The following is an 11,618-nucleotide window of genomic DNA, read 5'->3' on the forward strand; positions in this document are numbered from 1 at the left end:
AGATTCATCATGAATAAGCACTTAATTTAGAATTACCCCATGCCGGTTCAGGAGTAGTATTTTTGCCCAAACTATATTGTGGTGTGTTTTCTGTAGACACAGAAGAGGGAGAAGCTTCTTCTGGGGAAGAACTAGTTACATTTACACAACTTGGAGCAAAAAGGAAAATACTTTCGCCGACTCTCTCTTGATGTCCATCAATTGCATATGTGCCCCCAGCAATAAAATCAACCGCTCTTTGAGCTTGATCAGGATCCATCATAGTTAAATTGAGAATTACAGTTTTTCTTTCTCTTAATGCTTGTATGGCTTGAGGCATCTCATCAAAACTTCTTGGTTCCATTAAGCTTACTTCTGATGATGAATTTGAGATTCCAGGCATACCAACTACTTTTGATGATCTGTTGTTATTCATAAAATCGAATGGATTGGAATTTGCAAGGGCATTTGCATTCTTTGGATTTTGTTTGAAATTATTAATATCATTTAATTCATCCTCTGAAGCATAATCCAACTCTTCAAAATCATCATCGAGATACTCATCCCCTGCAACTACTGCCTTTAATCTAGAAATAAGTGACACCTTTTAAATCCTCTTGAAATTGATTACTAAGGTTTAAGAACCTTAAGTAATAGATTCATTTTTTAAATGAATAAACTACCTATACTTAAATAACGTTAGTTGAACTTTACTGCAAGTTTATAGATAAGATTTTTATAAAAAAAATAATTTATTAAGATCTACCTCCAAAAATCAATGATCCTAGTCTTAACCACGTTGATCCAGCATCAATAGCCTCCTCCCAATCACCTGACATCCCCATGGAACAATCTGGTAGTTGTAGAGAATCAGCTAAAGCACGACATTTTTTGAACAACCCTGAATTTTCTTTAGAGCTAAGTCCTTTAGGATTGATAGTCATCAAACCGATTAATGAAATATTTTTCAACTCTTGAATTTCTTTCCATTTCAAAATCAAAAATTCAGGATTAAAGCCTCCTTTAGTTGGGTCATCACTCAACTTAACCTGCAACATTATTGATGGATTTTTCTTCTCTTCACGTGAAATATTAGAAATCTTTTGCAACTTTTCAAATGAATCTACTGAATGAATATATTTAAAATTTTGAACTATTTTTCTTATTTTATTACTTTGTATTCTTCCAATAAAATGCCAATTTATTTGCTTAAGATCTTTTAGGGTTAATTGTTTTTCAAAGGCCTCTTGAACCTTACTTTCACCAAAATCGTTCTGACCTATATTTTGAATAGTCTTGATTTCTTGACTTTTAAATCCTTTACTTACCGCAAGAATATTTACATTTGATGGTATTTTATTTTTTATTTTTAAATAATTTGAAGGGTTCACCTTTTATAAGAAAGTTTGCGTGAATAAATTCTCCCATTTAGATAGTTCTTCAGATCCTTTTCTTCTAGCCTTTTGGAAGTTTAATTCAGCCTGATTACGGGCATCTAAATAAGGTATGACTTCAAAAAAAACTTCTCTCTGTTGAACTTGTACCAAAAAAAACATTTTTTGAGCGTATAAAGTCGCATAAATATCTCTCCCATCGTTTCCAGGAGAAACTTGATATAGCATGCCAAATGTTGGATGGTTTAAATAACGCTCAGAACTCAAACCTAAAATATTTTGTTATTTATATTGCACCATACAGTTTTCTAAGGAAAATTGCTATGCAAATAAAACAAATCGATAATGTATTAACAATTACATTGAGAGATTTTGAAGGATAAAGAGTTCTGAATCTATTGGTTTTTATAATAATTTTTTTCTTTGAGAGTAATGATTCTGCTCCATGATCAATTCTCAGAAATATATTTTGAAATAACCTCTCCACTAAGATTAATAAAACATTAAAGGATTTCTTTAATCCTAAATTTCGAAAATTTATTGATCTAACCGACACTGATTTAACGATATTTTGAAGTTCTTCTTGCACTAGAGGAATAAAACGTAATGCAATTAACAACTGAAAAAGCCACTTACTAGTAGGCAATCCAATCTTTCTTAATGGATACATAAACCAACTTAATCCCCATACAATGTCTTCCTGCAATGTGGTTAAAAGCATCAAATTCACACTATGAATAACAGTAAATATCAAAGTTGAGGTTTTTATTCCTAGTTCAAAAGCTTTTCTTGATAAGTTGTAGGGACCAAAATTAATAAACCATATCTTCTGCGAAGAAATTTGCAAAATATTCCATTCTTTTTGGCTTTCCAGTACTACTTGCAACTCATTGGGATTTCTTAAGTAGCCATCAAGAGATTGAATATCAGACGAGGCAAGTATTGATATACATCCAATTAATAGTGATAAACATGAGAGAAAAAATAATGATCGCCACCATACTCTAGATGGCAATAAACTTAAAAAAGTAATTAATAGTAAAAAACCTACTAAACTCAATCTCCATATTGGACCTGCCCAAATTGGAGTGATTAAAAATATCATTACGATAATTATTTTTAATCTACTATCTATAATTCTGAGCCAACTTCTATTACCATGAACGTATTGACCAACAGAAAATTTGGTTAGCAAATTCATTAATCTTTTTGAATTAACTCAATATTTTCTCTTTCGACTTCTTTATTTAAAGCTCTTTGCTGTTTTCCTCTCCAAAGTAAAATGAGGGGTGTGCCTTCAAAGCCTAAATTTACTCTAATTTGTTTTTCAATATATCTTCTATAAGTTATTCCGAATAATTTAGGGTCATTTACAAAAAGAGTAAAAGTGGGAGGTTTGTTTTTTACTTGAGTACCGTAATAAAGCCTACCCTGCTTGCCACTTCTTTTCGTTGGAGGACTTTTCCAACTGATTGATTCTTTAAGTACTTCATTAACTATTGATGTTGTAACTCTTCTTCTATGTTGATTTACAGCATAAAGAGCATGCTCAAAAATATTATCAACTCTTTGACCAGTTAAGGCAGATATAAAAATCATTTTTGACCAGTGTAAAAAATAAAGTTTAGATCTAAGTTCTTTTTCTACTTGATAAATTGTTGAACTATTTTTTTCTACAAGATCCCATTTATTAACAACAATTATACATGCTCTGCCTTGTTCTTCTATGCGCCCAGCCAGCTTCTGGTCTTGATCAGTTACTCCATCGACAGCATCTATAACTAAAACACAAACATCACTTCTATCTATAGATTTAAAAGCCCTATTAATACCAAAGAATTCAGTACCATATTTAACATTTTTCTTTCTTCTAATCCCAGCAGTATCAATGATTTTCCAATGATTATCACCTTTTTTAATAAGCGTATCTATTGAATCAGTTGTCGTACCACTAATATCACTAACTATTGCTCTTTTTTCTCCACAGATTGAATTTAACAAACTAGATTTACCAACATTAGGCCTACCAATAATCGACATCATTATCTTTTCTTCATCATCCTGGATATTATTTTCAGGAAGTTCGCCAATAACGAGATCTAAAAGATCTCCAGTACCTGAACCATGAATAGCCGAAACAGGATTAGGTTCTCCTAATCCTAATTTCCAGAACTCTGAAGCCAAGGATATTCCTAGAGTAGTCGATTCGCATTTATTAACAGCAACAATTGTTTTACAGCTTGAGTTTCTTAACCATTTTGCTATTGATAAATCACCATCAGTAACGCCTTGATTCCCATCTACCACAAGTAATGCGAGTGAAGCCTCTTCTAGAGCCAAGAAAACTTGTGTCCTTATCTCAGGGAGAAATTCACTATCATCATCAAAAACTAAACCTCCAGTATCAACTATTTGAAATTCCTTACCTCCCCATGAAGCATTTTGATAAGTTCTATCTCTTGTAACACCAGGCTTATCAAATACTATTGCATCATTACTTTGGCAAAGACGATTAACTAAGGTAGATTTCCCAACGTTAGGTCTTCCGATAATTGCTATTGTAGGAAGAATCAATTCTTCTCTCCAAAGAAAGTAGTATCCATTACAACTATACCTTTAATAGAATCATTTACCTTTTTCAGAAAAACTTATTTAATTTCTGGATCGCCAAAATGTCCTTTAACTGGATTAACAGGGGGTGAACAAGTACTTGGCATTAATCCACTTTCTTTTGAAAAACAATCATTTTCAATCGCCCAATAAATCAACCAATTTACTGCCGTCGCTCTTCTAGTTCTTCTCGGATAAAGTTCATTAATCTTATAGCCTTTAAAATTAAGAAAATTTTTCAATCCCTGTTTATACTCTTTTGGAATTGATCGAGTCAAATGTACTGAGGCTGGTCGCTCTGAAATGATTTGAGGAGCTTTTTCAAATTTTTCTGACCAATAAGAAGGGGTTAATGCGCTAAAGGCCCAATGATCTATAGAGAGTTCTTTAGTATAAAAAAGTCTTTCCCAAACCAATTCACAAACAAAAACATCACTAACCCTATCTTCGAGAACAAGAAATAATAGATCCTTACATATTGGCCATGTAAATTGATTTTCAACTAATTCTTCTTTTTTATACATTAATCGAACCTTATCAAAATCAAAGAGAAATAAGGCATAAATTCCTTTTTATATTGTGATGCATATTGAATAATTTGATCAGGCATCCCAACACTTAAAGCTATTAATGATGTATTGATGATATCCTCTCTTTTTAAAATTTCTCTGACTAAATTCCATCTTTTGCCAACTTTCATAATTGCCAATACCGTTTTATTTGACTTACTTTCCCTAATTAGGGTTGTTAATTCAGATTCTGAAGAAGGGCATTCTTTAATGATCAAGGTCTCGCCTTTTTTTACCAAATCAAAATCATTCAAAGCTGCTGCTGCTGAAATAGAGGAAATACCAGGTATTGTTTTGGTAATAATTTCAGCATGATTATTTTTTATTAACCTCAAAATATTAGAGGAACTTGCAAATAGTGAAGTATCTCCAAGACAAAGTAAAACAACTGATTCTCCATTTTTTATATATTTAACAATTTTTTCTACAGCATTAGACCATATTTCATCTGGATCAAAATCCTTCCTAGCCATGGGAAAGATGATAGGTATATTTTTTTTAAATTTGGTGTAATTCTTGACTATTTCTGCAGCGAAACTCTTTTTATTATCATCTGATATTGGGAAAACTATAACTTTCGCTTTTTTTATTGCATCTACAGCCGCAATTGTTAAAAGCGATGGATCTCCAGGGCCTACACCAACGATGGTGAATGTTGGTAAATCAGTTTTATATCGATTAAGTAAACTTAAGAACTTGTTTATTATCATTTTTATTTTATTAACTTTAGCTATGTACCCTTGGCAATACAAAAGTTTCAGCTAGTATTGACGACTCAATTTCAGACAATTCCTCTAACCTTTTGAAAGTTTGATTTTTAGAGAATTTAGTTTGCGCTAATTTCCAATAAACTCCAAAATGTCTTGCCTCACTCTCAAGCAGAGACTCATAGAGGGATTTAAATGATTTATCTTCAGAATTCAGCGCAAGTAAGCTTAATCTTTCATGACTTCTTGCTTCAATAAGTCCTGCTATTAAGAAACTATCAAGCATTCTATTGGGCTCTTCCTTTCTTATATTCTTGGACAATTCAGCCCCATATGGAGGCGGTTTTAAGGACTCAAGAGAATGTCCAAGATCCTTTAAAAAATAAAGTATTTTTTCAAAATGCTCTAATTCCTCTCTCGCTATTGGGCTTAAAACTTCTGCCAGATTTGGTTCTGATGGATATCTAAACATCAATTGAATAGCTACTCCTGCTGCTTTTCTTTCACAATGAGCATGGTCAATAAGAATATCGATTGGATTAGATAATGCGAGTTCGATCCACTTATCTGAGGTTAATGACGATAAATATTTAATATGAGAAGAAGGCCTTTTAAAATCAACTAGCATTTAATTTTTACTATTTAAATATCCAATGATTCCTTCAAGAGCTAAGGAATAACTTGATATACCAAATCCACTAATAATTCCTATAGCTTTATCTGTAAGAAAAGATTCTTTGCGAAAATCTTCTCTACTAAAAATATTTGAAATATGTAACTCTACAAATGGAATTTTTGATCCAATTAAAGCATCTCTAATGGAAATCGAGGTATGAGTAAAAGCACCAGCATTTATAAGAATACCTTGAATACTTTTTACAGAATCCTGAATTTTATCTACTATTTCCCCTTCATGATTACTTTGAAAACATTCAAGATTAATACTTTTTTGTTTAGCAACCTTAGTTAAATCTTCTTCTATGTCGCCCAATGTTTTATTTCCATATATTTCAGGTTCTCTAGTTCCCAAAAGATTGAGATTTGGTCCATTTATCAATAGTATATTCATCATCAATAAAGTCTTTTCTATTAAATGCTATCTAGAAAGAAACAAAAAATCCAAAACATTTTCACACAAAGTGACCATTAACTGATAAGTTCAAATAGTGGGGGTCGGTGCCCGAGTGGTTAAAGGGGGCGGACTGTAAATCCGCTGGCTCTGCCTACGTTGGTTCAAATCCAACCCGGCCCACTTTAAAATTGCCCTTGTAGCTCAGCGGTAGAGCACTCCCTTGGTAAGGGAGAGGTCTCGGGTTCAAGTCCCGACGAGGGCATACCCAAAAGCCTTACTACCACTAAAGTTTAAGAGAATCAGAGATAATTTGATAAATGCCAGATATATCCAGATATATCCCTAATATATGCAATCCACTCTAATTTCTGCTCTAATAGAGGAAATAGATATTATTTCAAATGGCAAACAGTAGCAGGGATTCATGGGAAAAGTTATTAAGAAAACAAATCCACTCTAATTATGGCCGAGGTTGGTATGTAATCGGCGAAAATTCTGGTCGGACTAAATTAACCTACGAATATCCATTCGATGGTAGAAAGGCAGCCAAGACCCTCTCAATAGAGTGGAAAGAAACTAACGGATTAGAGATTCTAAAAGCCATAGAATTTATTAAGCCATTAGTACAAAATCAGAATCTTACTCTTAAGGAAGCCTCTCGAAGATGGCAGGCTCAATTCGTAGGAAATACAAAAACCCCTAACAAAGCATGGAAAGATTTTCTAATAATTCCACCAAAACATACCTATAACAAAAAAGAATTAGATAAGGCTACTAAGGAATATAAGGCTGAATTAAAAGCCTCAACTGTCGATCAGTTTATGCAAACTAAACAAGGTCTAACGAGTAAAACGGAGAAAGATTGGTATTCAAGAATTAGGCCATTTTTAGAATTAATTAGTAAAAGAAATGCACCAAAAACGGGAGAAGAATTAGTTAAGGAATTAGCTAGAGATTTAGGAGATATAACCCCCGATCAAAGGAAAAGATATATAGATGGTTGGTGCGAAATTTTAAATTATGGAATCGAAAGACATTCAATGCCTAAGAGATGGATTCCACCAAGTGAAAGTATCAGGAAAGAATTAAAAGGTTCATCAACAAGAACAAGAGAAGAGGCATTAACTCCTTATATAGAGGAGAATGATTTATTTAAATTATTAGATGATCTTGAATCAAGTGACCCTGAGATGTTTTTGGCAACTGGTTTAGTTTCTATTTTTGGATTAAGACTTGCCGAGTTAGCTGTTCTAAAAGTTAGAGAGGGAAATTTATATGTAGGCCAAGTTAAAAACAACAAAAATACCACCAATCAAAAAAGAAAAGATAGAAGAGTATTTGCTATGGATTTAGTTGAAAAACCAAATTTAGGGAAAAAATTAATTCATTTATATAAGTCTCAATTAATTAAATTACCTGCAACAATTTTGACTCAAATAAATTTAGTCCAAAAGAAGAACAGATTTGGAGATGTTGGCCAAGCCTTTCGAGATCAATTATTAAAGAATAAAGTTTGGAAAGAAATAGAGAAAAAGAATAAAGATATTACTCCATATTCCTTACGTCATAGATTTGCTCATCAATGCCACAAAGGTTCAAATAATCCAATAAGTATTAAAGATGCTGCTGCTGCTATGGGTCATAAAGTAGGAACTCACATGAGTAACTATGGAAGTTATACAACTGATCTTGCTATAGAAAAAGCATTTGAAAGACACGCTGAAAATAGGATAGAGGTTTAGTTATGGCATATTGCGAAGAGATAAAAGATTATGAAGATCACAAGTGGTACTTGATAGATCGTAAACCCTCAAAATGTCCTAATTGTGGCAATAAAACTATTGCCAAAGCTGTTCTTGGTTATCCACTAGAGGAGGATTGGTATAACGATAAGATTTTTAATATTGGTTGCTTACCTACCCCATTTCCTGAGCAAGAAAAGTTTGGCTGTAATACTTGCGATAGTAGATTTTTTAAAGACACTCCAAATGCTAGAGCTTACTTAAATGGGGAGGGTGAGTGGTACGACCAATATGATTAGTAATTATGAATTGCTATCCTTATTGGCAGATGGCTATTAAGTATTAATGAAACTATTATTATTGCTACCTTTGTTATTAGGTTTTTCAGTTCCAGCTATTGCTCATAATGAAGCTAATGGTGGTTGCGGTGTGCATTGTGAAGAAAAGCGCGATGAAAAGCGCTCGGAAAATGATGCTAATGATGATAATCCTCTTCCTGATATTTGAAGATATGGATCTGTTGTGCTTGTTGCTTGTGGGGGGGGAAGATGCGAAATGGATTAAAAAGCTAGATATATCCAATTAGTAGCCAAAGCCTAATTAGCTGCTATAACAGTAATATCTAAAGCCACATTGATGGCTTGAAGTTTCCCACCTCAAGACTTTTTACTTGAAAACGATTTAAACAATTTGCTCTAATCATCTCTAGAAAAAATTGGTTTGAAAATTGGTAAAACTGTAAATCTCTCGATGAACAAGAAACAGGGTTAATCGAAAATATATTGAGTAATTTTTAATGTCCGAAATGCCACGCCAAAAAAATAAAGTTCAACAAATTTCTCGAAATCGTGTTTCTGAGAATGTTGATTTTCTTGGTTTTATTTTGAGTCGTTCAACTCCAGAGGAGATTGATTTATGGAGGAATAAATTTCCTCGATTATCAAAGGCAATTAAAACTGGACTAAAAAATAAATTCAATATAATTTTTTGATTTTCTTTTAACTCACGTTTTAGGAGACTTAAAAAATGAAGAACCAAAGATGGTTCAAAACACCTGAAGCCAAGGTTATATTGGGCTGCTCAGATCAATATCTAAAAAAGAACCGAGACACTCATGGAGGATTTCTTGAGGAGGAGGTTCATTATAGATTTGGTGGAAGTGTAAACTCCCCGATTTATTGGAATGTCGAGGAGATTATGAAAGTTTTTCACGATCGTGGGAAAACTATTCGACTCGGTCGAGAGATGGTTAAACAAGTGTTGCAGGGAGAGGAATAAATGTCCAAAGCCTGTAACCTGTCCCTGAATGAGGGAGACTTTTTTAGTGACAAAAAGCCTGCAAATACTGGGAAATACATTTCCAAAAGCCACTCATTAGAGCGAAAATTAGAGTCCAGAGGTCGTTTTATCCGATCGAGTAGGAAGAACCCCTGCCCTATTTGTGACCGCACTAAGGACGATAAATGCGCTTGGAATAGTGAAGTAATCCATTGCTATAACGGCATTTCTAACTACCCCCCCAGGGGTATGAAACTTGGAGAAGTTTTCCATGTCGATTATGGGCCAACTAGAGATTGGGCATTAGTTAAAAAAAATGCGGGATTTAGTGGAAATCATTGGATTTTTATTCCTGATAAACCAATCGGCAATGCCAAGCCACTAATCAAAAAGCATATTCCGAAAGTATCTATTCCAAGGCTTAATAAATTGTTCAATGTTGTTTACGACAATGTACAAGAGGCCCTAAAACCTGAATTGAGTTTTCTGAACTTGCAACAGTTGGAGGCGGTATCTGTAAAAACTACTGAGGCACTAGCTGAGACAAAAACAATCTTGGCAATGTCCAAACAGTTTTCTCAACAGCAACTAATTAATGACATTCAATTAGCCAATCTTTTTGAGACAACAAGAACCTTTTATCATCAATTATCCAATCGGGCTGAACAGATTAAACAGTTCCGAGTTGATTTCTTGGGAGAGATGGAGGTGGGAAGTGACCACATCTAAAGCCTTTCAAGATGCCCTAAACGAGGAAGAACCAATTAAGGAAGTAACTCCTGAAGTGGTTATAGACCCCGATACTGGAATTATTCTTTCGGGAAGTGGCAACAAAACAATCGGGCCAAAAGAGGCTCTAGCTCTTATTGATGGGGTAGCTATTCCAAGTAGAGAAAAACCCCGTTTTAAAAACAAACCTAATCCAAAGGAAATTGTTTATGCTCTTGGCGATAAACCTGTAATGAATGTGAGGACTAGGTTTATTGAGATTGGTGGTAATGAGTATTCCTTAGATCAGATAAATCGTTTTTATCTGCAACAAAGTAACCCAAAACAAAGATGGGCAAAAGACATTACGACTGATGCTGTAATTACTGTTGCCGAACTAAATGAATATGACCCGATCGCTGCATACTTGCATAACAGTAGTAAGTACGATTCTTTACCCGATAAAGATTGGTTTAATTTAGATCAATTTTTATTTAATATTGATGACCCAATAGCTCGGGCATTTATGCCTCGCTATCTTGTAGCTGCTGTCAAAAGAGCCTGCCAACCAGCTTGCCAGAATAGGCAAATTCCAGTTCTAATCGGGCCTCAAAATATAGGGAAAACTGAGTTAGGAAAGTCCTTATTCGGGAAATATTATGGCGGTGGCATATCGGGGAAATTCGATATAGATGACGTTACAGTTCTCGAGAGGCTTTGGTGCTGTGAGCTACCCGAGTTAGATGGAATTACAAGAAAATCTCAAATAGAGGCTTTTAAGGATTTCATTAGTAGAACTGAGGACTTTAGTCGTAGAAAATATGGAAGAGGAACAGTAAGGATTCCTCGAAGAAGTGTTTTCTGGGGTACTTCCAATACTCCACCTCTTAACGATTCAAGCGGTTCGACAAGATTTGTTTGTATCAATCTTCCCAATAAAGAATTGCCATTCGAGAAAGTGAATGATGCTTTTGATGCTATTTGGGCTAGAGCCTATCTGGAATTTAGGAAAGGCTATCAATGCTATTCAACCAAAGATGAAATGATTTCTATTATTGAAAGAAATTCTGATTTTGAATATGTGGATAGTTGGTTCGAGAAAATCGAAAAATTCTTAAAAGATACCACTCTAGAAGTTGTTACTACTGAAAGAATCCATGAACTATTGGATTTAGATAGTAGGCACTTAAGCAATCCCTCTTATTCTCCTCGGATAAGAAAAATAATGGCCAAATGCGGTTGGCATTATGGGAGGCCCACTATAGGAGGCGAACAGATAAGAGGCTATAGAAAACAAAAATAGACGGGGTTGCCACCCGTCTTTCCTAATTAGTTGGTTATTTCTTATATATCTATTAAAAAAATAAATATCTTTATAGCTTTTTACCTTGGCAACCTTGGCTAAATTATGAACCCTTCCCTCTCTTAGGGAGTGATTAATCTCTTAAATCCATTGATATACCTTCGTTCTACTTCTGAGTGAAGCAAAATAGTGCGAAATCTAGTGCATAATTGACAGTCGATGTAAAATAAAGGCTATTAATTTGCCTTAGTTTAGA

At 34.0% G+C, this 11,618-nt stretch carries 16 protein-coding genes and 2 tRNA genes; 9 read left to right on the forward strand and 9 right to left on the reverse strand.

Going from position 1 to position 11,618, the window contains the following annotated elements; translation table 11 throughout:
• Positions 1–7: 7 nt before the first annotated feature.
• From EV02_RS04880 to aroQ, 9 genes are all read right to left on the reverse strand, one after another.
• Positions 8–583 carry a cell division protein SepF gene (locus EV02_RS04880; RefSeq protein ID WP_032519532.1) on the reverse strand — a complete coding sequence of 192 codons (576 nt, stop codon included), beginning with the start codon at positions 581–583 and terminating at the stop codon, positions 8–10.
• Between the two features lie 151 nt (positions 584–734).
• Positions 735–1,370 (reverse strand): YggS family pyridoxal phosphate-dependent enzyme, encoded by a 636-nt coding sequence (locus EV02_RS04875; RefSeq protein ID WP_032519534.1) that lies wholly within the window; start codon positions 1,368–1,370, stop codon positions 735–737.
• Positions 1,371–1,373: 3 nt separating this feature from the next.
• Positions 1,374–1,640 carry a PII-interacting protein PipX family protein gene (locus EV02_RS04870; protein WP_032519536.1) on the reverse strand — a complete coding sequence of 89 codons (267 nt, stop codon included), beginning with the start codon at positions 1,638–1,640 and terminating at the stop codon, positions 1,374–1,376.
• Between the two features lie 19 nt (positions 1,641–1,659).
• Positions 1,660–2,574, reverse strand: coding sequence for an energy-coupling factor transporter transmembrane component T family protein (locus tag EV02_RS04865; RefSeq protein ID WP_032519537.1), 915 nt, complete (start codon positions 2,572–2,574; stop codon positions 1,660–1,662).
• Complete coding sequence (gene der, locus EV02_RS04860; RefSeq protein WP_032519539.1) at positions 2,574–3,947, reverse strand: ribosome biogenesis GTPase Der; 1,374 nt, start codon at positions 3,945–3,947, stop codon at positions 2,574–2,576. Before der ends, EV02_RS04865 begins: the two co-directional genes overlap by 1 nt.
• Positions 3,948–4,021: 74 nt before the next feature.
• On the reverse strand, positions 4,022–4,507 hold the full coding sequence (locus EV02_RS04855) for a DUF1823 family protein (protein WP_032519540.1): 486 nt from the start codon (positions 4,505–4,507) through the stop codon (positions 4,022–4,024).
• On the reverse strand, positions 4,507–5,262 hold the full coding sequence (gene cobI, locus EV02_RS04850) for a precorrin-2 C(20)-methyltransferase (protein WP_032520452.1): 756 nt from the start codon (positions 5,260–5,262) through the stop codon (positions 4,507–4,509). Before cobI ends, EV02_RS04855 begins: the two co-directional genes overlap by 1 nt.
• Positions 5,263–5,278: 16 nt before the next feature.
• Positions 5,279–5,887 (reverse strand): tRNA-(ms[2]io[6]A)-hydroxylase, encoded by a 609-nt coding sequence (locus EV02_RS04845; RefSeq protein ID WP_032519541.1) that lies wholly within the window; start codon positions 5,885–5,887, stop codon positions 5,279–5,281.
• Positions 5,888–6,328: a type II 3-dehydroquinate dehydratase gene (gene aroQ / locus EV02_RS04840; RefSeq protein WP_032519543.1), complete on the reverse strand. Its 441-nt coding sequence runs from the start codon at positions 6,326–6,328 to the stop codon at positions 5,888–5,890.
• 101 nt (positions 6,329–6,429) lie between these two features.
• Between aroQ and EV02_RS04835 the strand changes: the two genes are divergently transcribed.
• The 9 genes from EV02_RS04835 to EV02_RS04810 all read left to right on the forward strand — a co-directional run bounded on the left by EV02_RS04835 (position 6,430) and on the right by EV02_RS04810 (position 11,362).
• Positions 6,430–6,511 (forward strand) — tRNA-Tyr (locus EV02_RS04835).
• Between the two features lie 10 nt (positions 6,512–6,521).
• Positions 6,522–6,593: transfer RNA gene (locus EV02_RS04830), tRNA-Thr, on the forward strand.
• 139 nt (positions 6,594–6,732) lie between these two features.
• Positions 6,733–8,073, forward strand: coding sequence for a hypothetical protein (locus EV02_RS04825; protein WP_052043484.1), 1,341 nt, complete (start codon positions 6,733–6,735; stop codon positions 8,071–8,073).
• A gap of 2 nt (positions 8,074–8,075) precedes the next feature.
• Complete coding sequence (locus EV02_RS0108705) at positions 8,076–8,372, forward strand: hypothetical protein (RefSeq protein ID WP_052043485.1); 297 nt, start codon at positions 8,076–8,078, stop codon at positions 8,370–8,372.
• A gap of 46 nt (positions 8,373–8,418) precedes the next feature.
• Positions 8,419–8,580, forward strand: a complete 162-nt coding sequence (locus tag EV02_RS09485) for a hypothetical protein (protein WP_193742618.1) — start codon at positions 8,419–8,421, stop codon at positions 8,578–8,580.
• 289 nt (positions 8,581–8,869) lie between these two features.
• Positions 8,870–9,064, forward strand: a complete 195-nt coding sequence (locus EV02_RS04820; protein ID WP_032519544.1) for a hypothetical protein — start codon at positions 8,870–8,872, stop codon at positions 9,062–9,064.
• A gap of 80 nt (positions 9,065–9,144) precedes the next feature.
• Positions 9,145–9,351, forward strand: a complete 207-nt coding sequence (locus tag EV02_RS04815; RefSeq protein WP_193742619.1) for a hypothetical protein — start codon at positions 9,145–9,147, stop codon at positions 9,349–9,351.
• A gap of 249 nt (positions 9,352–9,600) precedes the next feature.
• Entirely contained in the window at positions 9,601–10,080 is a 480-nt protein-coding gene (locus EV02_RS0108710; protein ID WP_032519546.1) for a hypothetical protein, read from the forward strand.
• Positions 10,067–11,362: a VapE domain-containing protein gene (locus EV02_RS04810; protein WP_052043486.1), complete on the forward strand. Its 1,296-nt coding sequence runs from the start codon at positions 10,067–10,069 to the stop codon at positions 11,360–11,362. Before EV02_RS0108710 ends, EV02_RS04810 begins: the two co-directional genes overlap by 14 nt.
• Positions 11,363–11,618 lie beyond the last annotated feature (256 nt).

Origin of the sequence: Prochlorococcus marinus str. SB (assembly GCF_000760115.1) — a bacterium.
GTDB lineage: Bacteria > Cyanobacteriota > Cyanobacteriia > PCC-6307 > Cyanobiaceae > Prochlorococcus_A > Prochlorococcus_A marinus_D.

What these genes read in the sequence shown, in the direction of transcription:
- EV02_RS04855 (WP_032519540.1), bottom strand. Translation starts at nt 4,507, where the DNA reads ATGTATAAAAAAGAAGAATTAGTTGAAAATCAATTTACATGGCCAATA.
- EV02_RS09485 (WP_193742618.1), top strand. Translation starts at nt 8,419, where the DNA reads ATGAAACTATTATTATTGCTACCTTTGTTATTAGGTTTTTCAGTTCCA.
- EV02_RS0108710 (WP_032519546.1), top strand. Translation starts at nt 9,601, where the DNA reads ATGAAACTTGGAGAAGTTTTCCATGTCGATTATGGGCCAACTAGAGAT.
- EV02_RS04845 (WP_032519541.1), bottom strand. Translation starts at nt 5,887, where the DNA reads ATGCTAGTTGATTTTAAAAGGCCTTCTTCTCATATTAAATATTTATCG.
- EV02_RS04820 (WP_032519544.1), top strand. Translation starts at nt 8,870, where the DNA reads ATGTCCGAAATGCCACGCCAAAAAAATAAAGTTCAACAAATTTCTCGA.
- aroQ (WP_032519543.1), bottom strand. Translation starts at nt 6,328, where the DNA reads ATGAATATACTATTGATAAATGGACCAAATCTCAATCTTTTGGGAACT.
- cobI (WP_032520452.1), bottom strand. Translation starts at nt 5,262, where the DNA reads ATGATAATAAACAAGTTCTTAAGTTTACTTAATCGATATAAAACTGAT.
- EV02_RS04825 (WP_052043484.1), top strand. Translation starts at nt 6,733, where the DNA reads ATGGCAAACAGTAGCAGGGATTCATGGGAAAAGTTATTAAGAAAACAA.
- EV02_RS04865 (WP_032519537.1), bottom strand. Translation starts at nt 2,574, where the DNA reads ATGAATTTGCTAACCAAATTTTCTGTTGGTCAATACGTTCATGGTAAT.
- EV02_RS0108705 (WP_052043485.1), top strand. Translation starts at nt 8,076, where the DNA reads ATGGCATATTGCGAAGAGATAAAAGATTATGAAGATCACAAGTGGTAC.